Annotated in this window: 28 protein-coding genes; 18 read left to right on the top strand and 10 right to left on the bottom strand. The window is 60.1% G+C overall.

All coding sequences use genetic code 11. The features are described 5' to 3' along the window. The first annotated feature begins 1 nt into the window (after nucleotide 1). From rpmD to GA0061103_RS24820, 9 genes are all read left to right on the top strand, one after another. The gene (gene rpmD / locus GA0061103_RS24860) at nucleotides 2–214 is read left to right on the top strand and encodes a 50S ribosomal protein L30 (RefSeq protein WP_007690786.1); all 213 of its coding nucleotides are present in this window, start codon (nucleotides 2–4) and stop codon (nucleotides 212–214) included. 17 nt (nucleotides 215–231) lie between these two features. Further along, a complete protein-coding gene (rplO, locus tag GA0061103_RS24855) occupies nucleotides 232–702 on the top strand; it encodes a 50S ribosomal protein L15 (RefSeq protein WP_092715847.1) in 471 nt (156 codons plus the stop codon). Between the two features lie 226 nt (nucleotides 703–928). Next, a complete protein-coding gene (gene secY / locus GA0061103_RS24850; protein WP_092715845.1) occupies nucleotides 929–2,269 on the top strand; it encodes a preprotein translocase subunit SecY in 1,341 nt (446 codons plus the stop codon). After that, on the top strand, nucleotides 2,266–2,916 hold the full coding sequence (locus GA0061103_RS24845) for an adenylate kinase (protein ID WP_092715843.1): 651 nt from the start codon (nucleotides 2,266–2,268) through the stop codon (nucleotides 2,914–2,916). The genes secY and GA0061103_RS24845 overlap by 4 nt, the downstream gene beginning before the upstream one ends. Before the next feature lie 217 nt (nucleotides 2,917–3,133). Continuing rightward, a complete protein-coding gene (gene rpsM, locus GA0061103_RS24840) occupies nucleotides 3,134–3,502 on the top strand; it encodes a 30S ribosomal protein S13 (protein WP_004118424.1) in 369 nt (122 codons plus the stop codon). A gap of 131 nt (nucleotides 3,503–3,633) precedes the next feature. Beyond that, complete coding sequence (rpsK, locus tag GA0061103_RS24835; protein ID WP_004118426.1) at nucleotides 3,634–4,023, top strand: 30S ribosomal protein S11; 390 nt, start codon at nucleotides 3,634–3,636, stop codon at nucleotides 4,021–4,023. Between the two features lie 103 nt (nucleotides 4,024–4,126). Then, the gene (locus tag GA0061103_RS24830; RefSeq protein WP_047634789.1) at nucleotides 4,127–5,137 is read left to right on the top strand and encodes a DNA-directed RNA polymerase subunit alpha; all 1,011 of its coding nucleotides are present in this window, start codon (nucleotides 4,127–4,129) and stop codon (nucleotides 5,135–5,137) included. Between the two features lie 47 nt (nucleotides 5,138–5,184). Next, nucleotides 5,185–5,607 (top strand): 50S ribosomal protein L17, encoded by a 423-nt coding sequence (gene rplQ, locus GA0061103_RS24825; RefSeq protein ID WP_015339614.1) that lies wholly within the window; start codon nucleotides 5,185–5,187, stop codon nucleotides 5,605–5,607. Between the two features lie 170 nt (nucleotides 5,608–5,777). After that, entirely contained in the window at nucleotides 5,778–6,185 is a 408-nt protein-coding gene (locus GA0061103_RS24820) for a ribosomal maturation YjgA family protein (protein ID WP_208603563.1), read from the top strand. Nucleotides 6,186–6,210: 25 nt separating this feature from the next. Here GA0061103_RS24820 and GA0061103_RS24815 read toward each other — a convergent pair whose 3' ends face one another. Further along, nucleotides 6,211–6,729, bottom strand: coding sequence for a DinB family protein (locus tag GA0061103_RS24815; protein ID WP_092715841.1), 519 nt, complete (start codon nucleotides 6,727–6,729; stop codon nucleotides 6,211–6,213). Nucleotides 6,730–6,799: 70 nt separating this feature from the next. On the opposite strand from GA0061103_RS24815, the gene GA0061103_RS24810 reads away from it, so the two are divergent. From GA0061103_RS24810 to GA0061103_RS24790, 5 genes are all read left to right on the top strand, one after another. After that, nucleotides 6,800–7,465, top strand: coding sequence for a TetR/AcrR family transcriptional regulator (locus GA0061103_RS24810; RefSeq protein ID WP_245304859.1), 666 nt, complete (start codon nucleotides 6,800–6,802; stop codon nucleotides 7,463–7,465). Between the two features lie 295 nt (nucleotides 7,466–7,760). Beyond that, the gene (locus GA0061103_RS24805) at nucleotides 7,761–8,231 is read left to right on the top strand and encodes a MarR family winged helix-turn-helix transcriptional regulator (RefSeq protein WP_092715839.1); all 471 of its coding nucleotides are present in this window, start codon (nucleotides 7,761–7,763) and stop codon (nucleotides 8,229–8,231) included. Further along, nucleotides 8,228–10,300: an FUSC family protein gene (locus tag GA0061103_RS24800; RefSeq protein WP_092715837.1), complete on the top strand. Its 2,073-nt coding sequence runs from the start codon at nucleotides 8,228–8,230 to the stop codon at nucleotides 10,298–10,300. Before GA0061103_RS24805 ends, GA0061103_RS24800 begins: the two co-directional genes overlap by 4 nt. 4 nt (nucleotides 10,301–10,304) lie before the next feature. Beyond that, on the top strand, nucleotides 10,305–10,514 hold the full coding sequence (locus tag GA0061103_RS24795) for a DUF1656 domain-containing protein (RefSeq protein WP_092715835.1): 210 nt from the start codon (nucleotides 10,305–10,307) through the stop codon (nucleotides 10,512–10,514). Continuing rightward, a complete protein-coding gene (locus GA0061103_RS24790; protein ID WP_092715833.1) occupies nucleotides 10,511–11,401 on the top strand; it encodes an efflux RND transporter periplasmic adaptor subunit in 891 nt (296 codons plus the stop codon). Before GA0061103_RS24795 ends, GA0061103_RS24790 begins: the two co-directional genes overlap by 4 nt. 30 nt (nucleotides 11,402–11,431) lie before the next feature. Here GA0061103_RS24790 and msrQ read toward each other — a convergent pair whose 3' ends face one another. After that, on the bottom strand, nucleotides 11,432–12,085 hold the full coding sequence (gene msrQ / locus GA0061103_RS24785) for a protein-methionine-sulfoxide reductase heme-binding subunit MsrQ (protein WP_425349538.1): 654 nt from the start codon (nucleotides 12,083–12,085) through the stop codon (nucleotides 11,432–11,434). Beyond that, a complete protein-coding gene (gene msrP, locus GA0061103_RS24780; RefSeq protein ID WP_092715829.1) occupies nucleotides 12,085–13,035 on the bottom strand; it encodes a protein-methionine-sulfoxide reductase catalytic subunit MsrP in 951 nt (316 codons plus the stop codon). The genes msrQ and msrP overlap by 1 nt, the downstream gene beginning before the upstream one ends. A 339-nt stretch (nucleotides 13,036–13,374) precedes the next feature. Here msrP and ilvD point away from each other — a divergent pair, with 339 nt between their 5' ends. After that, on the top strand, nucleotides 13,375–15,213 hold the full coding sequence (gene ilvD / locus GA0061103_RS24775) for a dihydroxy-acid dehydratase (RefSeq protein ID WP_092715827.1): 1,839 nt from the start codon (nucleotides 13,375–13,377) through the stop codon (nucleotides 15,211–15,213). A gap of 212 nt (nucleotides 15,214–15,425) precedes the next feature. Here the strand turns inward: ilvD and GA0061103_RS24770 are convergent, their stop codons facing one another. After that, a complete protein-coding gene (locus GA0061103_RS24770; RefSeq protein WP_092715924.1) occupies nucleotides 15,426–15,773 on the bottom strand; it encodes a lysozyme inhibitor LprI family protein in 348 nt (115 codons plus the stop codon). 174 nt (nucleotides 15,774–15,947) lie between these two features. Here GA0061103_RS24770 and GA0061103_RS24765 point away from each other — a divergent pair, with 174 nt between their 5' ends. Both GA0061103_RS24765 and GA0061103_RS24760 read left to right on the top strand, forming a co-directional pair. Then, nucleotides 15,948–17,351 carry a DegQ family serine endoprotease gene (locus GA0061103_RS24765; RefSeq protein WP_092715825.1) on the top strand — a complete coding sequence of 468 codons (1,404 nt, stop codon included), beginning with the start codon at nucleotides 15,948–15,950 and terminating at the stop codon, nucleotides 17,349–17,351. Further along, entirely contained in the window at nucleotides 17,348–18,664 is a 1,317-nt protein-coding gene (locus GA0061103_RS24760; RefSeq protein ID WP_092715823.1) for a replication-associated recombination protein A, read from the top strand. Before GA0061103_RS24765 ends, GA0061103_RS24760 begins: the two co-directional genes overlap by 4 nt. Nucleotides 18,665–18,772: 108 nt before the next feature. On the opposite strand, the gene GA0061103_RS24755 is transcribed toward GA0061103_RS24760, so the two are convergent. The 6 genes from GA0061103_RS24755 to GA0061103_RS24730 form a co-directional block, all read right to left on the bottom strand. Further along, entirely contained in the window at nucleotides 18,773–19,102 is a 330-nt protein-coding gene (locus GA0061103_RS24755; protein ID WP_092715821.1) for a DUF1883 domain-containing protein, read from the bottom strand. Nucleotides 19,103–19,197: 95 nt separating this feature from the next. Further along, a complete protein-coding gene (locus GA0061103_RS24750) occupies nucleotides 19,198–19,467 on the bottom strand; it encodes a hypothetical protein (protein WP_092715819.1) in 270 nt (89 codons plus the stop codon). 32 nt (nucleotides 19,468–19,499) lie between these two features. After that, nucleotides 19,500–19,697: a hypothetical protein gene (locus GA0061103_RS24745; RefSeq protein WP_092715817.1), complete on the bottom strand. Its 198-nt coding sequence runs from the start codon at nucleotides 19,695–19,697 to the stop codon at nucleotides 19,500–19,502. A 140-nt stretch (nucleotides 19,698–19,837) separates the two neighbouring features. Continuing rightward, nucleotides 19,838–20,779, bottom strand: a complete 942-nt coding sequence (gene dapA / locus GA0061103_RS24740) for a 4-hydroxy-tetrahydrodipicolinate synthase (RefSeq protein ID WP_092715815.1) — start codon at nucleotides 20,777–20,779, stop codon at nucleotides 19,838–19,840. Between the two features lie 12 nt (nucleotides 20,780–20,791). After that, on the bottom strand, nucleotides 20,792–21,019 hold the full coding sequence (locus tag GA0061103_RS24735; protein ID WP_092715814.1) for a hypothetical protein: 228 nt from the start codon (nucleotides 21,017–21,019) through the stop codon (nucleotides 20,792–20,794). A gap of 181 nt (nucleotides 21,020–21,200) precedes the next feature. Continuing rightward, on the bottom strand, nucleotides 21,201–22,217 hold the full coding sequence (locus GA0061103_RS24730; protein ID WP_092715812.1) for a ketopantoate reductase family protein: 1,017 nt from the start codon (nucleotides 22,215–22,217) through the stop codon (nucleotides 21,201–21,203). A gap of 228 nt (nucleotides 22,218–22,445) precedes the next feature. On the opposite strand from GA0061103_RS24730, the gene GA0061103_RS24725 reads away from it, so the two are divergent. Beyond that, nucleotides 22,446–24,365 (top strand): AfsR/SARP family transcriptional regulator, encoded by a 1,920-nt coding sequence (locus GA0061103_RS24725; protein WP_092715810.1) that lies wholly within the window; start codon nucleotides 22,446–22,448, stop codon nucleotides 24,363–24,365. The last annotated feature ends 85 nt before the right edge of the window (nucleotides 24,366–24,450 follow it).

Here is a 24,450-nt window from a genome sequence, read left to right as displayed (position 1 = left end):
TATGGCCAAGACGACCAAGAAGGCTGAAGCTAAGGCGACCGTTACGGTCGAGCAGATTGGCAGCCCGATCCGCCGTCCGGATGTTCAGCAGAAGACGCTGATCGGTCTCGGACTGAACAAGATGCACCGTCGCCGCACGCTGGAAGATACTCCGGCTGTTCGTGGCATGATCCGTGCTGTCCAGCATCTCGTTCGCGTTGTCGACGAGAAGTGAGCCGGAGGTAATTCGCTATGAAACTGAATGAAATCAAGGATAACGAAGGCTCGACCCATAGCCGCAAGCGCCTCGGCCGCGGCATCGGCTCCGGCTCCGGCAAGACCGGTGGCCGTGGTGTGAAGGGTCAGAAGTCCCGTTCGGGCGTTGCCATTAACGGCTTCGAAGGCGGTCAGATGCCCATCTACCGTCGTCTGCCGAAGCGCGGCTTCAATAACATCTTCGCAGCCGATTACGTTGTCGTGTCGCTGGCACGCATCCAGGCTGCCGTCGATGCCGGTAAGCTCGATGCCAAGAATACCGTTGATGCAGCAGCTCTCAAGGCTGCCGGCGTCATTCGCCGCGTCAAGGACGGCGTTCGGGTTCTCTCGGACGGCGAACTGAAGGCGAAGCTCGTTCTTGAAGTTGCAGGCGCTTCCAAGTCTGCAGTCGAGAAGATCGAAAAGGCTGGCGGTTCCGTCAAGCTGCTCGCTGCTGCCGCAGAATAATATTATCAATAATCGCCCGAAGTGACTTCACTTCGGGCGATTTTGCTCCCATATGTGAGCCTCACGAATCTGATCGATGCGGCAAGTATCTTTCCGATCGATAACGGGAACCAAGGGTGAGGCGCCCGATTGCAGCGCAATCCGTCCGAAGCCCGGCTTTTGAACAATTTACAGACCGATTCCGGGCTCGGCCGACTATGCCGGAATTGGTGATGCGGAGATTTGCATGGCTTCTGCAGCGGAACAATTGGCGTCCAACCTCAATTTTTCGACCTTTGCCAAAGCCGAGGATCTCAAGAAGCGCTTGTGGTTTACGCTCGGCGCTCTCCTCGTTTACCGGCTCGGCACCCACATTCCGCTTCCTGGCCTCAATCCTGCCGCTTACGCCCAGGCTTTCCAGAATCAGTCCGGCGGCATTCTTGGCCTCTTCAACATGTTCTCGGGCGGCGCCGTGCAGCGTATGGCGATCTTCGCGCTCGGCATCATGCCCTACATCTCGGCCTCGATCATCGTTCAGCTGATGACCTCGGTTGTCCCGTCGCTCGAAAACCTGAAGAAGGAAGGCGAGCAGGGCCGCAAGATCATCAACCAGTACACCCGTTACGGCACGGTGCTGCTCGGCGCATTGCAAGCCTATGGCATTGCGATCGGCCTTGAGCACGGCAATGGCGTCGTCGTCGATCCCGGCTGGTTCTTCCGCATTTCCACCGTCATCACGCTGCTTGGCGGCACGATGTTCCTGATGTGGCTTGGCGAGCAGGTGACGTCGCGCGGTATCGGCAACGGCATTTCGCTGATCATCTTCGCGGGTATCGCCGCTGGTCTTCCGACTGCGCTCGCCGGCACCCTTGAACTTGGCCGCACCGGCGCGCTTTCAACGCCGCTTATTCTCGCCGTGCTGGTCGTCGCCATTCTCGTCATCGCGCTCATCGTCTTTGTCGAGCGCGCCCAGCGTCGCCTGTTGATTCAGTATCCGAAGCGCCAGGTCGGCACGCGAATGTTCCAGGGCGACACGTCGCACCTGCCGCTGAAGCTCAACACTTCGGGCGTCATCCCGGCAATCTTTGCATCGTCGCTGCTGCTGCTGCCGGCAACCGTCGCCGGTCTCGGCAACAACACGGCGCTCCCGACCTGGGTAACGTCCATCGTTGCAGCGCTCGGCCACGGACAGCCCGTCTACATGGTGCTCTACGCCGCGCTGATCGCCTTCTTCGCCTTCTTCTATACGGCGCTGGTCTTCAACCCGAAGGACACGGCCGACAATCTGAAGAAGCATGGCGGCTTCATTCCGGGCATCCGCCCGGGCGAGCGCACCGCCGAATATATCGATTACGTGCTGACCCGCATTACGGTCATCGGCGCGATCTATCTTGTCTTCGTCTGCATCCTGCCCGAAATTCTCGTATCCCAGACAGGTATTCCCTTGTCTCTGGGTGGCACTTCGCTTCTGATCGTGGTTAGCGTAACGCTGGATACGGTGGCGCAGATTCAGGGTCACCTGATCGCACAGCAATATGAAGGCCTGATCAAGAAATCGAAGTTGCGTGGAGGAAAGAGGGGGCGATGAGACTCATACTTTTAGGGCCGCCGGGAGCAGGTAAGGGGACCCAGGCCCAGCGCATCGTGGAAAAGCATGGCATTCCGCAGCTTTCCACAGGCGATATGCTGCGCGCGGCCGTTCAGGCCGGCACAGAAGTTGGCAAGCGCGCCGAGGCCCTGATGAAGGCTGGCAAGCTCGTTCCGGATGAGGTGGTCAACGCGATCGTTTCCGAGCGTATCGACCAGCCGGATTGCGCGAGGGGTTTCATCCTCGACGGTTTCCCGCGCACACTGGTGCAGGCGGATGCGACCGAAAAGATGCTCAATGCGAAGGGCCTCGAGCTCTCCGTCGTCATCGAGCTGAAGGTCGACGACGCCGAACTGATTCGCCGCGTCTCCGGCCGTTATTCCTGCTCGAACTGCGGCAGTGTTTATCACGATACTGACAAGGTTCCGGCAAGCGCCGGCGTCTGCGACAAATGCGGTTCGACGCATTTCAAGCGCCGCCCGGACGACAATGCCGAAACCATGGCGACCCGTCTCCAGGTCTATTACAAGGAGACTTCGCCGCTGATCGGTTACTACTATGCAAAGGGCAAGTTGCAGAGCATCGACGGCATGGCCGATATCGAGCATGTGACCGAGAGCATAGAGGCTATCCTGGCTAAGCTTTAGATAGCCTAAAATAAACTTGTCGGAGCGGTTGCTTTTTTGCGCTGATTCCGCTAAACACCGCGCCAACTCGCGACATGCTATGCGATCGGCGCGGATTTCCAACGGGAAGTCCGGGTACGGTCGTTTTGACATGTGGCGGACACACATTGAACAAGCAGCTCCCGGGCTGCATAACAAGACCTTTTGCTGAGGCAAGGGGAATGCAAGGAGAACAGGCGTGGCTCGTATCGCTGGCGTCAACATCCCGACTGCAAAGCGCGTAGTTATTGCGCTTCGTTACATTCACGGGATCGGACCGAAGTTTGCACAGGAAATCTGCGAGAAGGTCGGCATTCCGGCCGAGCGTCGCGTCAACCAGTTGACGGATGCTGAAGTTCTGCAGATCCGCGAAACCATCGACCGTGACTATCAGGTCGAAGGTGACCTGCGTCGCGAAACCGCGATGAACATCAAGCGTCTTATGGACCTGGGTTCCTACCGTGGTCTGCGTCATCGCCGCGGCCTGCCGGTTCGTGGTCAGCGCACGCACACCAATGCCCGTACCCGCAAGGGTCCGGCAAAGGCGATCGCTGGTAAGAAGAAGTAATTTCCGGGCAACCGGATTTGGGAGGCTGGCGGTCCGCCGGCCTCTTTTGAGTTTGAAGCGGTGCTCCATGGGTGCCGCTTCGGTGTAGCCGCTGGGATTACGGCGGTGCAGAGATCCAAGAAAGGACTAACATGGCCAAGGAAGCCGTCCGCGTTCGTCGTCGCGAGCGCAAGAATATCACGTCGGGCGTCGCACACGTCAACTCGACCTTCAACAACACGATGATCACCATCACCGACGCACAGGGCAACGCCATTGCCTGGTCGTCCGCTGGTGCCAAGGGCTTCAAGGGTTCGCGCAAGTCGACCCCGTTCGCTGCCCAGATCGCTGCCGAAGACTGCGCCAAGAAGGCTCAGGAACATGGCATGAAGTCGCTGGAAGTTGAAGTTTGCGGTCCGGGCTCCGGCCGTGAATCCGCTCTGCGCGCCCTCCAGGCTGCTGGTTTCATGATCACGTCCATCCGCGACGTGACCCCGATCCCGCACAATGGTTGCCGCCCGCGCAAGAAGCGTCGCGTCTGATCATCGCCACTCACGACACCGGCCGGGGTAGATGCGCCCGGCTTGGTGTTACTCAAGCTCGGTTGCCACGATTGGATGGTGGCAACGAACGGAAGGCAAAAACATGATTCAGAAAAACTGGCAGGAACTGATCAAGCCCAACAAGGTCGAGTTCACCTCGAGCGGCCGCACCAAGGCAACGCTCGTGGCCGAACCGCTGGAGCGTGGCTTTGGTCTCACCCTCGGCAACGCGCTGCGTCGCGTTCTGCTGTCCTCTCTGCGTGGCGCCGCTGTGACGGCCGTGCAGATCGACGGCGTGCTGCATGAGTTCTCCTCTATCCCGGGCGTCCGGGAAGACGTGACGGACATCGTGCTGAACATCAAGGAAATCGCCATCAAGATGGACGGCGATGACAGCAAGCGCATGGTCGTCCGCAAGCAGGGCCCAGGCGTTGTAACGGCTGGCGACATCCAGACGGTCGGCGATATCGAAATCCTCAATCCCGAGCATGTCATCTGCACGCTCGACGAGGGCGCCGAAATCCGCATGGAATTCACCGTCAACAACGGCAAGGGCTATGTGCCCGCCGAGCGCAATCGTGCGGAAGACGCTCCGATCGGCCTTATCCCGGTCGACAGCCTCTATTCGCCGGTCAAGAAGGTGTCCTACAAGGTTGAAAATACCCGCGAAGGACAGGTTCTCGACTACGACAAGCTGAGCATGTCGATCGAAACCGATGGTTCGATCAGCGGTGAAGATGCCGTCGCTTTCGCGGCTCGCATCCTCCAGGATCAGCTTGGCGTGTTCGTCAACTTCGACGAGCCGCAGAAGGAAGCCGAAGAAGAAGCAGTCACCGAGCTCGCTTTCAACCCGGCGCTCCTCAAGAAGGTGGACGAACTCGAACTGTCCGTTCGTTCGGCAAACTGCCTGAAGAACGACAACATCGTCTACATCGGCGACCTCATTCAGAAGACCGAAGCAGAAATGCTCCGCACGCCGAATTTTGGTCGCAAGTCGCTGAACGAAATCAAGGAAGTTCTCGCTTCCATGGGCCTGCACCTCGGCATGGAAGTGCCGGCATGGCCGCCCGAGAACATCGAAGATCTCGCCAAGCGTTACGAAGACCAATACTAACCAACAAACTGCAGGCGAACGATGCCTGCAAGTGAAGGAGAATAGCCATGCGCCACGGTAAAGCCGGCCGCAAGCTGAATAGAACCGCTAGCCACCGTAAGGCGATGTTCGCCAACATGGCGGCTTCGCTCATCACCCATGAGCAGATCGTCACCACGCTTCCGAAGGCGAAGGAAATTCGCCCAATCGTCGAGAAGCTGGTAACCCTCGGCAAGCGCGGCGACCTGCACGCTCGTCGTCAGGCCATCTCGCAGATCCGCGACGCAGCTGTCGTTTCGAAGCTCTTCGATGCGATTGCTACGCGCTACGCCACCCGCAACGGCGGCTACCTGCGTATCATGAAGGCTGGCTTCCGCCAGGGCGACAATGCCGCTCTCGCAGTCGTCGAGTTTGTCGATCGCGACGTCAACGCAAAGGGCGCAGCCGACAAGGCTCGCGTTGCCGCTGAAGAAGAAGCCGCAGCCGCTTAAGGCTAAGCTTCGGATAGAATATTGAAGGCCGGATGAGCAATCATCCGGCCTTTTGCCGTTTGGGCTTGCGGTAACGGCCTTTCAATCTCCCCGATTGCCTCGGAGTATCGCAAGCAGGCTTGCTGAGTCGCGATTGATTCAAGCGCCAGGGAACAGGGGCTCCGAGGGACATGCAGCGAAAACTGACGCGCGGAAGGCTGTTTCTGTTCCCGGCGCTGCTGTTAACCATCGTCACTGGTCTTGCGCTGCGGCGCTATGGCTACGCAGTCAATCTGCCTTTCGTCATTGTCAAATATGGCGGCTCGTTGCTGTGGGGAGCGATGGTCTACTGGCTTCTGGCGGCAATATTCGTGTCGTCGGGGCGTTTCGGAATTGCCACAACGGCGCTGCTCGTCGCTGTCGCCGTAGAACTTTTCAGGCTTTGGCACACGCCCGATCTCGATGCCTTTCGATTGACCACCGCCGGAGCCCTGTTGCTGGGCAGGGTGTTCTCACTCTGGAATATCGTCGCTTATGTCGCCGGCATCGCGCTGGCACTGGCGCTCGATTGTGTACTGTCGAAGCCCAGGCCGTTGTGAAAAGCCAAAACCGCCGGGGCGCGGCTCATTCGGCCGCCACGGCCAGCCTGCGTGCCGGCTCGCTTCGGTGAAGATGAACCGCGAGCGTGTCCCAGGGCGGCGTGATGGAAAGCTGCGCCAGAAGCCGTCCAATCTCGCCTCTATGGTAACCTCCATGCGTGACAACATGCAGGAGCATCTCCTGGCGCGTCATGCAGCCTTTGTCGTCGTCCGTGAAGATGAACGGTATCGGCGCTGACAGAAGCTCCGGGCTGATGGTTTCGAGATAGGTCAGATACCATTGATCCGAAGCCGTTAGCGCAGCGCGAAGATCGGAGAGCGTCGGCGTCTCCGGCGTATTGTCGTCCGCGTAGCCGTGCTCCCTTCCGGTGAGATGCGCCGCAAATATGCGGCCGACGACCAGCGAGTGGTTCATCAGGCGTATGGAGAGATGGCGTTCCTTGCCATGGCGGGCAGTATCGAGGCGATCGATAGCGTCGAGCAATTCCTCATTCGCCCAGGCCTGATAGCGGAACAGAGTTTGCAGCAATGATATTTCGCTCATGATGAAACAGCCTTTCGTCGGTCAATGAAATGCGAGTAATCTGTTCACATTTTCATGGAACGGGTGCCCCATGTCTACTCGCATTAAGAAGCCGCGTTCGCCGATGCGAAAGGAGCCGAGCCAGGCGCGTTCGCGGGCAACGGTCGATGCGATCGTCGAATCGGGTGCTCGCGTTTTAGGGGAGCGCGGATGGGCCGGGTTCACGACGAATACGGTCGCGGCCGTCGCTGGCATCAGCATCGGTTCGCTCTATCAGTATTTCCCCGACAAGCTTTCCTTGGTCGAAGCCATCAGACGTCGTCATCTAGATGACAGCATGGCCGTCATGCGCAGCGTCCGTCCAGACGGGTTATCGCCAGTAGAGTTCGCGACGCAGCTGGTGCGGGCCGTAGTCGCTGCCCATAGCGTTTACCCGCGCCTGCACCGCGTGCTGCTGGACGAAGCTCCCAGCTCCGAAGAGTATCGAAACCCGCACAGCGAATTTGAGATTGAATATCTCTCCTACTACGCCCGGGCCGTTGCCACTTACCGAAAACGCCTACCCACCGACGCCGACTATATCGCGGGCCGCGTGATTTCGGATGCGATAGACGGGGTAATCCATAATGCAGCGCGCCGGGGGTGCATTGATGACCTGACGATGCAGAATGAGCTTGTTTGCTTGGTGAGCCTATATCTTGGTAACGATCGCGCGACCAAGAAGACCGCTGAGAGTGTCATTTCGCCCTTGGCCTGAACCGGCCCTTTCTGGCGCAGCTGCTATCCGGTGCGGGGGAGTCCACGGTGCGGCTCGAAAGCGTGCGCTGGGCTCGTCGGAAGTGAAGCAGGAACTCGTCAGGGTGATCTGCTCCTATCTTGGCAAGGCCGATTAATGAAAGACCGTTCGAGTGGCCAGTCGGATTGGTATCGCTTGTAATCTCGCCTGCTGCCGTCACGCTCGTCGCTGAGCACATAGCTGCATTTCGCATTTTCGATAGCGCTTTTGATGATAATAATTTGAATCCTAATTAGTTTAGTGCTAATAGGTTTGCATGAACTCGTCAAACACCCTACAACGCGTATTCACCGCCAACTTGTTGACCACCGGCCGCCAATGGCGCCGGGTCGTCGACATCGCGCTGAGCTCTCATGGCGTATCCGAGGCCGTGGCCGCGCCGCTGCTTTGGATCGGCCGCCTGGGGGGAGGCGTGCGGCAGGTGGTGATTGCCACCTATGTCGGCATCGAAGGCCCGTCTCTGGTGCGCCTGATCGATCAGCTCGAAAGCATGGATCTTGTCATCCGCAAGGATGATCCGACAGATCGGCGTGCAAAGGGCCTATGGCTGACGCCGGAGGGCGAGAAGCTCGCCTCCCGTATGGAGGAGGCGCTCGACGAGCTGCGTGGCAAGATTCTTGCCAATGTCGACCCTGCAGACATCGAAGCTGCCGTTCGTGTCCTCAAGGCTTTCGAGGAGTTCGAAGCATCCAAGGTTGTCGAACCGGAGCCGGAGAAGTTCCTATGAACATTCCGTCCTGGCGCGAGTGGTTGTTTTCCGTCAAAGCTTTCATTGCTGCGATCATGGCGCTGTTCATCGCCTTGTCGCTCGATCTGCCGCGGCCTTATTGGGCGATGGCCGCCGTTTATGTGGTTGCCAATCCGCTTGCCGGCGCAACCAGCTCCAAGGGGCTTTATCGCGCACTTGGCACGCTTATCGGCGCCACCGCGTCGGTGATCCTCATCCCGCTCTTCGTCAACGCGCCGGAACTGCTTTCGATCGTCGTTGCACTGTGGACCGGCACCTTGCTGTTCATCTCGATGCTCGACCGCACCTCGCGCAGCTATGTCTTCATGCTGGCCGGCTATACGCTGCCGCTGATCGCGCTGCCGACCGTCGGCTCGCCCGAAACCATTTTCGATGTGGCGCTTGCCCGCTCCGAGGAAATCCTCATCGGCATCGTCTGCGCGAGCGTGGTCAGCGCCGTCGTCTTTCCGAGCAGCGTCGGAACGGTGCTCGGTCAGCGCATAGGCTCATGGCTGGACGATGCCGGCACCTGGGCGGATGAGATCCTGCGCGGCGAGGGCGCGTCTCCCGCGACCCCGCTGAAGCGGCAGAAGCTTGCCGCCGACGTTTCCGGCCTCGATCTCGTCATCAGCCAGTTGAAATACGATGCAGGCAGCCGCGATATCGTCAGGCATTCGCGCGAGCTGCGTGGTCGCCTGCTGATGCTGCTGCCGCTCTTCTCGTCCCTTGCCGATCGCCTGCACGCCTTGAAAGCTGGTGGAAAGCCGCTACCGCAGGAATTGGTCGTTGTTTTGAACGAAGTGGCTGACTGGCTGGGGCAGGGCGGTCGCGGCAAGGCCGATGAAACCGCTGAGACCTTGTCGAAGAAAATCGAGGAACTGCAGGAGAACGATCTCGATATCGGTTGGGACGATCTGGTCCGGTCGAGCGCTCTCGCTCGCCTCAAGGAAATCGTTGACTTGTGGCAGGATTGCCTGACGCTGCGCGCCCAAATCGTTTCCGGGCAGCAGGTCGGCACCTGGCGTCCCGCCTTCCGCTACCGCAATGTCGTCGGTCGCAGCAGGCACTATGATTACGCACTGCTCGCCTTCTCGGCCGGTGCTGTCGTCGTCGGCATCGCGGTCGCCTGTTTCTTCTGGATCTATTCCGGCTGGGCGGATGGTGCCGGCTTCATCGCCATGGCGGCCGTTGCCTGCTCGTTTTTCGCCGCGCTCGATCGTCCCGCGCCCTTCATCACGACGATGTTCATTTGGACTGCGGTAAGCCTGGTCGTCGCCTGCATCTATATCTTCGGTGTGTTGCCGTCGATCTCCGGCTTCGAGATGCTGGTGCTGGTCTTTGCTCCGCCCTTCCTGGTGATGGGCTTGCTGATTACCCGCCCGCAGACCAACATGCTCGGCATGCTGCTGGCGGTGAACGGTGCAAGTTTCATCGCGCTTCAGGATCGTTACACGGCCGATTTCGCCAGCTTCACCAATAGCGCGATCGCCGCTCTGGCCGGTGTTGGTTTCGCCCTTGTCTGGACCTTGCTGACCCGCCCGTTCGGTTCGGAACTTGCCGCCTGGCGGCTGGTCAGGGCTGGCTGGACGGATCTTGCCGAAACCGCGGCCGGTATCCGCCGCGCAGACCATGAGCGCCTTTCGGGCCGCATCCTCGATCGTCTCGGCCAACTCGTGCCCCGCCTTGCCGGCATCGAGGACCGCGAACTGAAAAAGGTCGACGGTTACGCCGATGTCCGTCTCGGCTTCAACGTGCTGATGCTGCAGAAGGAGCGTGGTCAGCTGAAGCCGGCCGCCGCCGCATCGGTCAGCGAAGTCCTGATCGGCGTATCGGATTTCTATCGTTCCCGGCTGAAGGCCAAGCGCGCCATCGACCCCGCCGACGAACTGCGTGTGTCGATCGACCATGGCCTGGAAGCCGTCGCTCAGGAAAAGCGGCAGTCCGGTCGCGCGAGCCTTGATGCGCTCGTCGGCCTTCGCCGGGCGCTCTTCCCCCATGCCAAGCCGCCGGCGAGCTGGCGGCCACCCCTGTCCGATACGTCTCAACCTCTTTCCATCGCCGCCGAGTAATATCATGCCCGCAGAATTCGATCTTTATGGCGTCTATATCCCGCGCCTTCTCGTTCTCATGCTCCTGACGCTGTTTGTCGTCATCGTCGTTCGACGCCTGCTGGCATGGATCGGAGTCTACACTCTGGTCTGGCATCGCGGTCTTTTCGATCTCGCGCTTTACGTTCTGCTGCTCGGCGCCGTCTCCTCCGTCTCTCGTTGGTACTTCACATGAACGCCTTAAAACTTATCGGCCGTGTGGCCGTCACTCTCATCTTCGTCGTTGCCGCCGTCTATGTCGGCCGCCAGCTCTGGGGCCATTACATGGACGAGCCGTGGACGCGCGATGCGCGCCTGAGGGCCGATGTCGTCGGCATCGCGCCTGACGTCTCCGGCCTGGTGAGCGAGGTCCTCGTCAAGGACAATCAGACCGTCAAGAAGGGCGACGTCCTCTTCCGCGTCGATCGTGATCGCTTCGCCATCGCTCTCGAACAGGCCGATGCTGCCCTTGCAAGCAGCAAGGCGGCTCTCGAGCAGGCCCAGCGCGAAAGCGCGCGACAGGCGCGTCTCGGCGATGCTGCCTCCCTGCAGCAGAAGGAGCAGGCACTGACCACTGTGGCACAAGATGAAGCTGCCGTTCGCGAGGCGAGCGCCAACCGTGATCTTGCACAGTTGAACCTGGACCGTTCTGAGGTTCGCGCCACCGTCAACGGCACGATCTCGAACCTCAGCCTGCGGCCGGGTGACTATGTCTCCGCCGGTACCGCCAAGGTGGCGCTGATCGACAGCGATTCCCTGCGTGTCGAAGGCTATTTCGAGGAAACCAAGCTGCCGCGCATCCAGATCGGCGACGAAGTCTATATCCATCTGATGGGGCAGGCCGAGAAGCTGGCGGGCCATGTCGAAAGCATCGCCTACGGCATCGAGGACCGCGAACGTACCTCCGGCAGCCTGCTTGCCAACATTACCCCGACCTTCAGCTGGGTGCGTCTGGCACAGCGCGTGCCGGTGCGTATCGCACTCGACAAGGTGCCCGAAGGTACGAAGCTGATCGCCGGCCTGACGGCGACCGTCGAGGTGCAGGAGCAGGGCCAGGCGAAGGTCGCCAGCGCTGCGGAATGACTTTTACTTGAAACGATGGAGCGGCCGCCTTCAGGCCGCTCTGGAACTGGAGGCTGCAGCCGGCTTTCGCGCCGCCCGGCGTCTCTCCATCATGATCGGCCGGTAGGATCTGTAGAGGATCATCGCGATCAGCAGGCCGATATAGATGAACTGCTCCAGTGACAGCACCTTGGTCGACAGGGCGAAGTGCAGGGCGCCGCAGGCGGCGATGATGTAGACGAGACGATGCAGCCAGATCCATTTCTTGCCGAGGCGCTTGATCGAGAAATTGTTCGAGGTGACGGCGAGCGCCAGCAGCATGACGAGACCGGCCATGCCGAACATGATGAAGGGTCGCTTCAGCACGTCGTCGATGACGGCCTGCACGTCCAGCGCCTGATCGAGCACCATGTAAACGGTTAGATGCATCAGCGCATAGTAGAAACAGAGCAGGCCGAGCGCGCGGCGGTAGCGCAGATAGTTCCAGCCGAAGAGATCGCGAAGCGGCGTAACCGCCAGCGTCAGCAGTAGGAAGCGGATCGCCCATAGCCCCAGGAAGAGCTCGAAAGTCTTGACCGCATCGGCGCCGAGCTGATCGGTCGCGCCGAGATAGAATTCCCAGGCGGCGGGCAACAGCCCAACCACATAAAGCGCCCAAACGGAGGCGGGTTGCCAGCGTTTGGGCAAGGCGAAAGAAACGGCCATCAGAAATTCACCCTGAGGTCCATGCCGCTATAGAGGCTGGCGACCTGATCGGCATAGCCGTTGAAGGGCAGGGTGGGGTGGCGGTTGGAGCCGAAGAAGCCGCCTTCGCCGATGCGCCGTTCGGTCGCCTGGCTCCAGCGCGGATGATCCACCGCTGGGTTGACGTTGGCATAGAAGCCGTATTCCTGGCTGTTGGTGGCCTGCCAGGTATTCAGCGGCTGCTTGTCGGTCAGCGTGATGCGGACGATCGACTTGATGCCCTTGAAACCGTATTTCCACGGTACGACGAGGCGGATCGGCGCGCCGTTCTGGTTCGGCAGCGTCTCGCCGTAAAGGCCGACGGCAAGCAGCGTCAGCGGGTTGCGCGCCTCGTCCAACCGCAGGCCTTCGACATAGGGCCAGTCCAGCGATTGGAAGACGCCCGATTGTCCCGGCATCTCTTCCGGCCTGACGACCGTTTCGAAGGCCACGAACTTGGCACTGCCCTGCGGCTCCACCTTGTCGAGCAGAGCCGAGAGCGGAAAGCCGTCCCAGGGGATGACCATCGACCAGGCCTCGACGCAGCGCATGCGATAGACGCGCTCTTCCGGCGGAAACTCCTTGATCAGCGCGTCTATATCGAAAGTGCCGGGTTTGTTGACCATGCCGTCGACCTTGATGGTCCACGGCCGCGGCTTGAACTTGCCGGAAAGATTGGCCGGATCGGCCTTGTCGAGGCCGAATTCGTAGAAATTATTGTAGGTGGTGACGTCCTTGATCGGCGTCAGCTTCTCATTGACCGTGTAATTGCTCTTGGTCGCCGTCAGCGCCTCAGCCAGCGCGGCCTTGCCGCCGACCGTCGCCATGCCGATACCGGCGGTGGCGGCCGTCAGAAATTCGCGGCGCTTGAGATAGGCCGAGCGGGGGGTGATCTCGGAAGACGCAATTTTCGGCGGGCGGAAGGAGGCCATGGAGCAATTCCTCTATGCGGTAACAGCTTCGATATCAGCCATACGCAGTGGACACGGATTTTGTTACACTCTTAGGCAGGCATTTCTTTGGAAGTGAAAGCAACTTTTTGTGTGTGCTTGTGAACAGGCGGCTTCGTTCCCAATTGTGATCGTAGTGCTTGTTTGTCCGGACGCAGCGCTTGCCTCGCAGCGTACCGGATTCGCTTGAGTTGATAGTGACAGTATTGCACGATTGGATTAGGACAATTCCAAAAAGCGGAGTTGCCGGCGTCTCCTTCGGCCCGAAACCTTTGGCCCCTGCCGACGCCGCACAAATTCTAGGATGACGAGGAAGACACCATGCCAGCTTATCGTTCCAGAACCACCACCCACGGCCGCAACATGGCCGGCGCGCGCGGCCTTTGGCGCGCGACGGGTATGAAGGACAGCGATTTCGGCAAGCCAATCATTGCGGTGGTCAATTCCTTCACCCAGTTCGTGCCGGGCCACGTTCACCTCAAGGATCTCGGCCAGCTCGTCGCGCGCGAGATCGAGGCAGCCGGCGGCGTTGCCAAGGAGTTCAACACCATCGCCGTCGACGACGGTATCGCCATGGGCCATGACGGTATGCTCTATTCGCTGCCGTCGCGCGAACTGATCGCCGACAGCGTCGAGTACATGGTCAACGCCCATTGCGCCGACGCCATGGTCTGCATCTCCAACTGCGACAAGATCACCCCCGGCATGCTGATGGCCTCGCTGCGCCTCAATATCCCGACGGTCTTCGTCTCCGGCGGCCCGATGGAAGCCGGCAAGGTCGTCCTGCACGGCAAGAAGCATGCGCTTGATCTCGTCGATGCCATGGTTGCCGCCGCCGACGACAAGATCAGCGACGAGGACGTCCAAGTCATAGAGCGCTCTGCTTGTCCGACATGCGGCTCGTGCTCGGGCATGTTCACCGCCAATTCGATGAACTGCCTGACCGAGGCGCTTGGCCTGTCGCTGCCGGGCAACGGCTCGACGCTTGCCACTCACGCGGACCGCAAGGAACTCTTCCTCGAAGCCGGCCGTCGTGTCGTTGCTCTGGCGAAGCGCTATTATGAGCAGGACGATGTCACCGCACTGCCGCGGACGATCGCCAGCAAGGGCGCATTTGAGAACGCTATGGCGCTCGATATCGCCATGGGCGGCTCGACCAATACCGTGCTGCATATTCTCGCGGCTGCCCATGAGGGCGAAGTCGATTTCACCATGGATGACATCGATCGCCTGTCGCGCCGCGTTCCTTGCCTGTCCAAGGTCGCTCCGGCGAAGGCAGACGTTCACATGGAAGACGTGCATCGCGCCGGTGGCATCATGGCTATCCTCGGCGAGTTGAACCGCGCGGGATTGTTGAACACCGACCTGCCGACCGTCCACGCTCCGACGCTGGGCGAGGCACTGGCGCAATGGGATATTGCAGTCACCGACAACAAAGCTGCTCTGGAGCTCTTCAGTGCCGCTCCTGGCGGTGTCCCGACGCAGGTTGCCTTCAGCCAGAGCGCGCGCTGGGAAGAGCTTGATCTCGATCGTGAAAAGGGCGTTATCCGCGATGCCCAGCATCCCTTCTCCAAGGACGGCGGTCTAGCCGTCCTCAAGGGCAATCTGGCGCTCGACGGCTGCATCGTGAAGACGGCAGGTGTCGATGAATCGATCCTGAAATTCTCCGGCCCCGCTAGGGTCTTCGAAAGCCAGGACGCATCCGTCAAGGCTATCCTCAGCAACGAGATCAAGGCCGGCGACGTCGTCGTCATCCGCTACGAAGGCCCGAAGGGCGGCCCCGGCATGCAGGAAATGCTCTATCCGACGAGCTATCTGAAGTCGAAGGGCCTAGGCAAGGCCTGCGCGCTCATCACCGACGGCCGCTTCTCCGGCGGCACCTCGGGTCTCTCCATCGGTCACGTTTCGCCCGAGGCGGCCAATGGCGGTACCATCGGCCTGGTGCGCGAAGGCGACATGATCGACATCGACATCCCGAACCGCACCATCAGCCTGCGTGTAGACGATGCTGAACTTGCCGCGCGCCGCGAAGCTCAGAACGCCAAGGGCTGGCACCCGGCCGAACCGCGCAAGCGCAATGTCACCACGGCGCTCAAGGCTTACGCTGCGTTCGCCACGAGCGCTGACCGCGGTGCGGTCAGGGATCTTGGTGGAAAGTAACCAAACCCCTTCGCCCCGTAAAACGGGGAGAAGGTGGACCTGAGCGGCTGAGCGGAGCGAAGCTGGGCAGGGACGGATGAGGCGCCTTTCGAGCTTTATCGCGACGGCGGAGTTTACCGTTCCCGCGTTTGCCCCTCACCCTAACCCTCTCCCCGCAGGCGGGGAGAGGGGACTTATCCGGCGATGCCCTCATGTCTTCGCAAACCAAGCCCCTATAGCGGCCGATTGATCTGCTTGTACGTGTCGTTCAGCACCTTCAGGCGCTCCTCATAGGACGTGGTCAGGCAGGCCTTATCCGCCCCGCACGCCTGCCGCTTCTTAAGCCATTCCGTCTGCTGGTCCTGCATCGTGCCGCGTGAGCCCATAGCGAGAAGCCCTGAGAGCAGGTCGAAGGTCGTCACCATCTTCACATCGGCATCGTTGAGCGTCCTTACGTCGCAGATCGTCTTCTCGTCCGGTTTCAGGTTCTGCGCTTCGCAATCGAAACTGGCGGCGTGAGAGGCGCCGGCCACGCCCAGGGAGATGAAGAAGGTAGCGGCGGCAAGATGGTTCAATCGCATGTCTGGTTCCCTTTTGACGATTCCCAACGCGAAATGCATGACAGCATGTTTTTGTTCACCGAGCCTGTTTTTTATCGCTGCAAAACTCCATTTATGCTTCATGCTTCCGCCCTCTTTTCTTTCTAGCGTCGGGCGCTACAACGTTGTTTAAAGAGAATTAAAAAGGGAAATTTCATGCACCTCCTCCTGAAGCGCACTGCCGTTTCGATGTTTGCCCTCGTCATGGCGATGCCGCTTTCCGCTGAGGCTCAGACGGCGAAGACGCTGCCGGAAAGCCAGACGCAGATGCAGCTCTCCTTCGCCCCGCTGGTCAAGCAGACGTCCGGCGCCGTGGTGAATGTCTATGCCGAGCGCGTCGTGCAGCGTCAGTCTCCCTTTGCCGGCGATCCCTTCTTCGAGCAGTTCTTCGGGCAGCGCATGCCGAATCGCACCGAGAAGCAGTCGTCGCTCGGTTCGGGCGTGATCGTGGAGGCGAATGGCACCGTCATCACCAACAACCACGTCGTCGATGGTGCCGACGATATCAAGATCGCGCTTTCGGATGGCCGCGAGTTTCCCTGCAAGGTGATTTTGAAGGACGATCGCGTCGATCTCGCCGTCCTGAAGATCCAATCGAAGAACGAGACTTTCCCCGTTCTGCCGCTCGGCAATTCCGATGGCATCGAGGTCGGCGATCTCGTGCTGGCGATCGGCAATCCCTTCGGCGTCGGTCAGACTGTGACGAGCGGCATCGTCTCGGCGCTTGCCCGCAACCAGGTCAAGAACGAGGTCGGCTTCTTCATCCAGACCGATGCCTCGATAAACCCCGGCAATTCGGGCGGCGCGCTCGTCAACATGACGGGACAGTTGATCGGGCTGAACACGGCGATCTTCTCCCAGGGCGGCGGCTCCAACGGTATCGGTTTTGCCATCCCCGCCAATCTGGTCAAGGTCTTCCTGGCTGCGGCCGATCGTGGTGACAAGTCTTTCGAGCGCCCCTATATCGGCGCCTCCTTCGAGCCTGTCACATCGGACGTTGCCGAAGCGCTTGGCCTCGACAAGGTGCGCGGTGCGCTGGTGACGAAGGTGGTCGACGGCGGCCCGGCGGCCAAGGCCGGCCTCAAGCCCGGTGAGGTGATCACGGCGCTGAACAACATCTCGATCGAACACCCCGATGCGCTCGGATATCGCCTGACCACGGCCGGTCTCGGCGCGACCGTCTCATTGACCGTGCTTGATAATGGCAAGGAGCATCAGGCCACGATGACGCTGGCCGCAGCACCCGAATCCACACCGCGCGACGAGCGGGTCATCGAGGGCAACAATCCCTTCTCCGGCGCGACCGTTGCCAATCTCTCGCCGCGCGTTGCCGATGATCTGCACATGCCACCGGATTCCACGGGTGTCGTCATCGAGAGCCTGAAGCAGAACTCGCCGGCTGACCGGCTTGGATTTGCCGCCCGCGATATCGTCATCTCCATCAATGGCGTCGCGATCAACACGACGGAAATCCTTCAGAAGACCGTCACGTCAAACCCCAGCTTCTGGCGCGTCGAGATCGAGCGTGACGGCCAGCGCATCCGGCAGTTCTTCCGATGAGCAATGATCTGTTTGCACCGCGGATACCGGAGGAGGTCGCCAACAAGCGGCCTCTGGCCGACCGTCTGCGGCCGCAAACACTGGCCGAAGTCACCGGCCAGGAACATTTGACCGGTGAGGACGGCGTGCTGCGCCGGATGATCGAGGCGGGCTCGCTTGGGTCGATGATCTTCTGGGGGCCGCCCGGCACCGGCAAGACGACGGTTGCTCGTCTGCTTTCGGGTGAAGCCGGTCTCGCCTTCGAGCAGATTTCGGCGATCTTTTCCGGCGTCGCCGATCTGAAGAAGGTGTTCGAGGCGGCAATGCTGCGACGAATGGATGGCCGCCAGACCCTGCTGTTCGTCGACGAGATCCATCGCTTCAATCGCGCCCAGCAGGATAGCTTTCTGCCTGTGATGGAAGACGGCACCGTCATTCTTGTGGGAGCGACGACGGAAAATCCATCCTTCGAACTCAACGCCGCTCTTCTGTCGCGCGCTCGTGTTCTGACCTTCCAATCACATGATGAGGAGAGTCTGGAAGAGCTGTTGCGCCGTGCCGAAGCGGTGGAGGGCAAGCCACTGCCGCTGACGGAAGATGCCCGCGCCAGCCTGATCCGCATGGCCGACGGCGATGGGCGCTCGGTCCTGACGCTGGCCGAAGAAGTCTGGCGAGCTGCGCGCAAGGACGAGCTTTTCGATCCCGACCTGCTGGTCAGGATCGTCCAGCGCCGTGCACCGGTCTATGACAAGGCGCAGGACGGCCACTACAATCTGATATCCGCGCTGCATAAGTCGGTTCGCGGTTCCGATCCGGACGCCGCTCTCTATTATCTCGCCCGCATGTTCGATGCCGGTGAAGACCCGCTTTATCTCGGCCGTCGGCTGGTGCGCATGGCAGTGGAGGATGTCGGCCTTGCCGATCCGCAGGCTCTGGTGATCTGCAATGCCGCCAAGGATGCCTATGATTATCTCGGATCGCCGGAGGGTGAATTGGCGCTGGCGCAGGCCTGCGTCTATCTCGCCACCGCCCCAAAATCCAATGCCGTCTACACGGCCTTCAAGGCGGCGACCCAGGCTGCCAAGCAGAACGGCTCGCTACTGCCGCCGAAGCACATTCTCAATGCGCCGACCAAGCTGATGCGCACGGAAGGCTATGGCGACGGCTATCGCTATGATCATGACGAGCCGGATGCCTTTTCAGGCCAGAATTATTTTCCTGAGAAGATGGGCCGCCAGACTTTCTACGATCCGCCGGAGCGCGGCTTCGAACGCGAGATACGCAAGCGGTTGGATTGGTGGGCCAAGCTGCGCAAGGAACGTGGCGAACGCTAAAGCAATTCCAGGAAAAGTGCGTAGCGGTTTTCCGTCCGGAATTGCGTGAAAACAAAAGGATAGAGCGTTTTCGCAATTCGAAGAAAGGCGGAAAGGCTCTAGCCTACATCACCTGCCGGCGGCATCCTGTGGCGCTTTCTGTATTCGCGGCACTGTTACCCTATCGACCATCTTCACGCTCGATTCCGCCAGGCTCTTGTGACCTTCCATGTCGACGACCAGATGCCAATGGCCAGCCTCGGGAATGGTGAGTCGGATCGGTGATTTCTTCGCGACGCCGCCGAGAAACTGATGCTTGAGCGTTTCCGTGAAGCGCTCGAAATTCGAGCTGTTCATCAGCCTGACATTGGCAATGGCCGTGAGGGTGATTTCGATCACCGTTCCGGCGCGCTGTTCCTTGAGGTCGTAGTGGCTATAGCGGAAGGCAGGCTTCGACATCGTCTTCTGTTCTTTGGATATCTGGCAGAAAGCTTAACTGAGGGCGGTTAAGGAAGCGTTCGGCGGGATATTGTCGAAGCCTGCCAAGGGCAAGTTTAGTGCAGATTGGACGTGGCGGGGGCGAAGCCGTCGAGATCGAGGATGGCGCCTTCGGGCGCCAGGCAGATATCAGCCGGATTGTGGTTGCATTCTTCAGCGGCGAAGTGCAGGGCGGCTGCTTCATTGCGGAACAGGCCGCCGACGAGGCCTTGCCGGTCCTGAACGATCCAGCCACCGCGGCGGTCACGGCCGATGATGAAGCGTGCAGGAGCCGGCGAGAGCGGGCTGTGGGCCGAGCGGCGCGGAAGATGCTGTGCGTTTGCCATTGTTATTTCCTCTTGGATCTCTTTGATTTCACTCAGTGACCGGTCAGATACAGCGCCACTTGCAGGGCGGCGGCGATCAGGAGGACAAGCCCGAGGCGCGGAGCGACGGAGCGAATTCCGTCCAGCAATGCGTCCGAAGAGAAGTGCCGCTCGTTGCGCGCAAGCGCGACGGCACGAGGGCGTTGGAGAGGGTCGGCGGATAGGCCGACATGCCTGTAGCGTGACATCATAGTTCCTTTCAGTGTCACCGGCACCATGGGTCCATGAGACCAATCCCGGTGCTACGCTGTTGAATCTATGGGGGAGCTGCTAGGTTTTCCATTTGCCTGAAACGGCAAAAATATTAAAATCTCATAGGGATGGAGCGATTTTACAACCCCAGGCGATAGGTATTTCGCGAGGCGAACCGGCCGCTGCCATCGAGCTGAAACGGGGTGATTGCCGCCTGGATGGCCGCGGCTGTCTCTGTCCCGACGCCGACCAATGGCAGACGAACCTCCGCCTCGATATCTCTTGCCAGTGACAGGGCATGCTTGACCGTCGCCGGCTCGTTTTCGCGGGCGAGCGCGCCGAACAATGGCTGCAGCCGCTCGTCGATGGATCGTGCCGCGCCGACATTGCCGCCCGCGGCCGAATGCTGCATGGATTGAAAGAGCCGCGGAACGATATTGGCCGCGTTAGAGAAGCAGCCATGTCCGCCCGCGGCGGTGAAGCCGAGCGCGCTGGCGTCATTCGAGGTAAACAGGCTAAACCGCTCCGGCAGGAAGGGTCGCCAGAGGTCGACGCGCGAGATATCGCAGCCGCTGTCGGCGATCCCGATAATCCCTCGAATTTCGGAAAGCCGCGCGACGGTTGCCGGAGCGAGATCGATTGCGGTGTGTGATGGCTGATTATGCACGATGATGGGCAGCTCGGCCTGCGCTGCCAGCTGCTCGAAATGGTGGATGATCCCTTTTTGCGTCGGCTTGGAATAATAGGGGACCGTCACGAAGGCCGCATCGGCGCCAAGGCGCTGTGCCTGTATCGTTTCCTCCAAAGTCGTCTTCGTGTCGTTGGTCCCGGTCGCGACGATGACGGGCACCTTGTCTTCCGAAAGCTCGATGCAGATTTCGATGGCGCGGATGCGCTCGGCCTCGGTCAGCGTCGGACCTTCGCCGGTCAGCGAACAGACGAGAAGTCCATCGATCCCGCTTAGCAGCTGCCACTCGATATGGGCCATCATGTCGACGCTATCAAAAACGCCGTCGCGAAAAGGCGTGACGAGTGCGGTGATCGCACCGCCGATGCGCCTTCGAAAAGTCGGTCTACTCATGTGGGTGAAATCTCAGAGGTAATGCAGCACGATGTACAGCTCGAGAGCGCCGAGCAGCAGCCCGAAGGCGAACATGGCCTGAAAGGTGCGCTTTTCCCGCACTTGGCGCGAGTGAAGCGGGCGTTTGCGTGATCTCTTGGTTGTTGCAGCCGATGCCGCAACGCGATGATGCTTATCGTCGCTGTTATGAACGAGGACGCGGATGGATTCCGTGAGATTGGGTGCGTGCGTGTCGAGCATGGGGTCTATCTCCATATTCCACCGCAAGCGTAACGCCGGCCCTCATAGGAAATCCATTCGGGGCCAAGGACGAAGAAGTAAGTGAAATATAAAGAGCCGACATACTCGGAATTCCCCCGGAAACTGGCCCGTGAACCGCTGTCGGAGGATCGAGAATCTATCTGGCGTAGCCGACCGCCGCTTACTCGGCGCCTTGCTGGTTCTTGCGGTCGAGCTGCGTCACCAGCGCCAGAATGGTCGCCGAGACCGGCGTCGGCACATTCGCGAGCTTTCCGAGCGAGACGACGACGCCCACGAGAGGCGTGATTTCCAGCGCCTTGCCGGCAAGCAGATCCTGCAGCATCGAGGTGCGTACGGGTCCGATCTGGCGGGAACGTTCAAGACGTTCCTTCACGGACATGGCGATTTGCGATCCCAAAGCCTCGGCAACGGCTTTCACCTCGCCCATCACTTGGCCGACCATGGTGGCAAGTGCGGGATCGTCCATGATGTCGGACATCAATCCGCGGGTGAGCGCGCTGATCGGATTGAAAGCGGCGTTGCCCATGAGCTTGCTCCAGATATCGTCGCGGATACGCGAGGAAATCGAAACATTGACGCCGGCCCGCCGTAGCAGCGCGGCAATGGCTTCGATATCGCCCGTCGTCTCGCCGGAAGGTTCGCCAAGGATGAAATGTCCGTTGTTGGCGAGTTTGACCTCGCCGGGTGCGACGACTTCCGCTCCTTGATAGGCAACGCAGCCGATGACGCGCTCCGGCCCGATCATGCGCCAGAGATCGCCGTTCGGATCGAGCTCTTTCATCTGGTATTCGGCATGGCCGCTCTGGCGGTCCCGGTGAAAATACCACCATGGAACGCCGTTGAGGATCATGACGACGCGGGTGCCCGAATGCAGCAGTTTCGCAATGCCGGGGACAGCTGCGGCAAGCTGATGGCCTTTAAGCCCGGTGATGACGAGATCCTGCGGCGGCAGTTCGCCAGCATCGGCCGTTGCTGTCATCTGCGCAACGAGGGGACTATCCGCATCGGCTTCCCACAGACTTATGCCGCCGGCGCGAATGGCCTCCAGATGAGCTCCGCGCGCCACGACGGAAATCCTCGTCTGCGCCTCATTGGCGGAGGCAAGCTTGGCCGCGATCGCACCGCCGAGTGCGCCGGCGCCGTAGACACAGATGTTCCTGAAGGGAGAGGGCGTCATGATTTGATGCTCCGAAAGAAGTCGCGTGCTCTGCCAAGATATGGCGAACCCGTGATTTAGCGAGTGGTTTATCAGATTGCCGGCAATTGGAATTGAAAATCGCCAAACCTTCCGACACACTACAGCCTTATCGAAATTTCACCATACTCGTCCGCGCGAATGGGGTTAACAGGTAAAGGAAATACCTTCTCAGCCGTCGCTGCTTCACCCGGATTTTGTAAACAGGTTATGTTTTCACTGCATACATTTGGCGGCTTGAAGCTTTTGGACGGCGATGGTCGCGAGGTCGCCTTTCCCGAAAAGGGCCTGTTGATCCTGGCCCATCTGATGCTGGAGCCAACGCCGCGCGCGTCGCGCAGCGCGATCGCCCGGCTTTTATGGGGAGACGACAATGGCAGTGCGCAGGTCAATTTGCGCAAGCTGGTTTCGCGTGTCAGGGTCCGCCAGGAAGCACTCGGGAGATCATTTCTGCGTTTCAGCGAGACAGCTGTCGAACTCGACGCGCCTCCAACAACCTCCGATCTCTGGTTCGCGCGTACGGACGATGGCGGGCCAATCTTTGCGAGATTGAAATCGCTGGTGAGGACGTTCGAGGCGGAATTCTTGCAGGGTACAGATTGCCAGAGCGCGGTTTTCTTTCATTGGCGGGAGGCCCAAAGCGGTAGGCATCTGTCGGTGCTGAAGGCGGCACTGAATGCCGCTGCCGCCGAAGCCAATGGGATGGAGGATGTCGCTCTGGTGAGAGAGGCGGCACTCCTGGTCTTTGGTATAGACCCCGAAGATCGCGATATTCATCGTATCCTGTTGCGGATATTCGATGCGGAAGGTGAGGTGGAGCACTTTAGGCAGATTTTCGCGCAGCGTGCTGCGCTGCTGGCCTCATGGTCGGCGCAGCGGGAATATGCTTCGGAAATTCGAGCCGGGGATACCATTCCCCGTCACGAAGGGACTTCAGCTGCGCGAGCGAGGGTGAAGATACCCCTCCTGCTCCTGCCTTCCACGGAGGGGCAAGGGAAAGATTATGATGCCTCATCCCTCGTGAACGACATCACAATCGGCTTCTGCGCGCTGGACAGTCTCCAGATTGCGGATCGCTACGCGGCGGTCCGGGTTGGCAGGGCTGGGGAACGCGCCGTCGCAACTTTCGACCAATGGGATCGCTCCTACATTCTCGAGATGCGGCTTAGCCTTCGCGACAACGGACCGCTGCTGTTTTCGCAACTGGTCGACGCCGCAAGCGATGAAATCATCTGGGCCGAGCGCATCAGCCTCGGACAATCCTCGCCAGGAGAGCACAGACAGGCCGTCGCCCGTCATATCGTGCTGTCGCTTGCAGGGCAGATCGAACGCCGGGAGATGATGAGGTCCCATTTCGAGGAAAACCCGGCGGCTTATCAGCGCTATCTCGCCGGCAAGCGTTACATCGAGCGCCTCTCAGTAGCCGATCTGCAGAGGGCGCGTGGGGAGCTTGAGATGGCGCTGCGCACCGGCGGCCACTTCGCGCCTGCCTTGAGCTCGATGGCCCGCACCTATTCCAAGGAATGGGTGCTGACGTTCGGTGGCGATGCTGCCTTGCTGGACGAGGCGGAAAGCTATGCGATGCAGGCCATCGCAGCGCGGCGCGATATCGCCGACGGCTATCGCGAGCTTGGCATGACGAAGGTCTTCCGCAAGGCGAGTGACGAGAGCATTGAGGCATTGAAATTGGCGGAAGCCCTTAATCCGGGCCATGCCGGCATCATTGCCGACCATGCCGAAGCTTTGCTTCATGCGTCCCGGCCGGATCTGGCGTTGACGAAGATTGAAAGCGCCATCGCGCTCAATCCGGTCAGCCCCGATACCTATCTTTGGACTGCTTCCGTGGCGAGCTACACGCTCGGTCGGTTCGAAGCCGCCCTCGATTATATCGGTCGAATGGCGAATGCACGCCTGGCGGACAGGATTTCCGCGGCGAGCTGGGCGATGCTCGGACATGAGGAAAAGGCAGGCTTTTTCGTTCGGCGCGTCCAAAGAACCAGCCCGGATTTCGATGTCGATCGATGGCTTTCCGTCGTGCCGTTCAAGGAGCAATGGCAGCGTGATATCTATCGGGAAGGGCTGCGCCGGGCAGGTTTCTGGAAGGCAATCCCGAACGTGACCATGGCATAGCAGCAATCCACCATCAGGTGGAAGCGTCGCCCTTGCTCACGTCAGTGTTTTCCGATCAACACAGGCTCGGGCTAGTCTTTACCAC

This window comes from Martinezella multihospitum, assembly GCF_900094585.1.
Classification (GTDB): domain Bacteria; phylum Pseudomonadota; class Alphaproteobacteria; order Rhizobiales; family Rhizobiaceae; genus Rhizobium; species Rhizobium multihospitium.
The sequence above is the reverse complement of the archived record's forward strand: the minus strand, read 5'-3'. Positions and strand labels throughout refer to the sequence as shown.

What these genes read in the sequence shown, in the direction of transcription:
- GA0061103_RS24725 (WP_092715810.1), top strand. Translation starts at nt 22,446, where the DNA reads ATGTTTTCACTGCATACATTTGGCGGCTTGAAGCTTTTGGACGGCGAT.
- GA0061103_RS24795 (WP_092715835.1), top strand. Translation starts at nt 10,305, where the DNA reads ATGCCCGCAGAATTCGATCTTTATGGCGTCTATATCCCGCGCCTTCTC.
- GA0061103_RS24820 (WP_208603563.1), top strand. Translation starts at nt 5,778, where the DNA reads ATGCAGCGAAAACTGACGCGCGGAAGGCTGTTTCTGTTCCCGGCGCTG.
- GA0061103_RS24810 (WP_245304859.1), top strand. Translation starts at nt 6,800, where the DNA reads ATGTCTACTCGCATTAAGAAGCCGCGTTCGCCGATGCGAAAGGAGCCG.
- GA0061103_RS24735 (WP_092715814.1), bottom strand. Translation starts at nt 21,019, where the DNA reads ATGCTCGACACGCACGCACCCAATCTCACGGAATCCATCCGCGTCCTC.
- GA0061103_RS24755 (WP_092715821.1), bottom strand. Translation starts at nt 19,102, where the DNA reads ATGTCGAAGCCTGCCTTCCGCTATAGCCACTACGACCTCAAGGAACAG.
- GA0061103_RS24845 (WP_092715843.1), top strand. Translation starts at nt 2,266, where the DNA reads ATGAGACTCATACTTTTAGGGCCGCCGGGAGCAGGTAAGGGGACCCAG.
- GA0061103_RS24765 (WP_092715825.1), top strand. Translation starts at nt 15,948, where the DNA reads ATGCACCTCCTCCTGAAGCGCACTGCCGTTTCGATGTTTGCCCTCGTC.
- GA0061103_RS24815 (WP_092715841.1), bottom strand. Translation starts at nt 6,729, where the DNA reads ATGAGCGAAATATCATTGCTGCAAACTCTGTTCCGCTATCAGGCCTGG.
- dapA (WP_092715815.1), bottom strand. Translation starts at nt 20,779, where the DNA reads ATGAGTAGACCGACTTTTCGAAGGCGCATCGGCGGTGCGATCACCGCA.
- GA0061103_RS24805 (WP_092715839.1), top strand. Translation starts at nt 7,761, where the DNA reads ATGAACTCGTCAAACACCCTACAACGCGTATTCACCGCCAACTTGTTG.
- GA0061103_RS24800 (WP_092715837.1), top strand. Translation starts at nt 8,228, where the DNA reads ATGAACATTCCGTCCTGGCGCGAGTGGTTGTTTTCCGTCAAAGCTTTC.
- rplQ (WP_015339614.1), top strand. Translation starts at nt 5,185, where the DNA reads ATGCGCCACGGTAAAGCCGGCCGCAAGCTGAATAGAACCGCTAGCCAC.
- GA0061103_RS24830 (WP_047634789.1), top strand. Translation starts at nt 4,127, where the DNA reads ATGATTCAGAAAAACTGGCAGGAACTGATCAAGCCCAACAAGGTCGAG.
- secY (WP_092715845.1), top strand. Translation starts at nt 929, where the DNA reads ATGGCTTCTGCAGCGGAACAATTGGCGTCCAACCTCAATTTTTCGACC.
- GA0061103_RS24745 (WP_092715817.1), bottom strand. Translation starts at nt 19,697, where the DNA reads ATGATGTCACGCTACAGGCATGTCGGCCTATCCGCCGACCCTCTCCAA.
- GA0061103_RS24770 (WP_092715924.1), bottom strand. Translation starts at nt 15,773, where the DNA reads ATGCGATTGAACCATCTTGCCGCCGCTACCTTCTTCATCTCCCTGGGC.
- GA0061103_RS24790 (WP_092715833.1), top strand. Translation starts at nt 10,511, where the DNA reads ATGAACGCCTTAAAACTTATCGGCCGTGTGGCCGTCACTCTCATCTTC.
- rpmD (WP_007690786.1), top strand. Translation starts at nt 2, where the DNA reads ATGGCCAAGACGACCAAGAAGGCTGAAGCTAAGGCGACCGTTACGGTC.
- rplO (WP_092715847.1), top strand. Translation starts at nt 232, where the DNA reads ATGAAACTGAATGAAATCAAGGATAACGAAGGCTCGACCCATAGCCGC.
- msrP (WP_092715829.1), bottom strand. Translation starts at nt 13,035, where the DNA reads ATGGCCTCCTTCCGCCCGCCGAAAATTGCGTCTTCCGAGATCACCCCC.
- rpsK (WP_004118426.1), top strand. Translation starts at nt 3,634, where the DNA reads ATGGCCAAGGAAGCCGTCCGCGTTCGTCGTCGCGAGCGCAAGAATATC.
- GA0061103_RS24730 (WP_092715812.1), bottom strand. Translation starts at nt 22,217, where the DNA reads ATGACGCCCTCTCCCTTCAGGAACATCTGTGTCTACGGCGCCGGCGCA.
- msrQ (WP_425349538.1), bottom strand. Translation starts at nt 12,085, where the DNA reads ATGGCCGTTTCTTTCGCCTTGCCCAAACGCTGGCAACCCGCCTCCGTT.
- GA0061103_RS24760 (WP_092715823.1), top strand. Translation starts at nt 17,348, where the DNA reads ATGAGCAATGATCTGTTTGCACCGCGGATACCGGAGGAGGTCGCCAAC.
- ilvD (WP_092715827.1), top strand. Translation starts at nt 13,375, where the DNA reads ATGCCAGCTTATCGTTCCAGAACCACCACCCACGGCCGCAACATGGCC.
- GA0061103_RS24750 (WP_092715819.1), bottom strand. Translation starts at nt 19,467, where the DNA reads ATGGCAAACGCACAGCATCTTCCGCGCCGCTCGGCCCACAGCCCGCTC.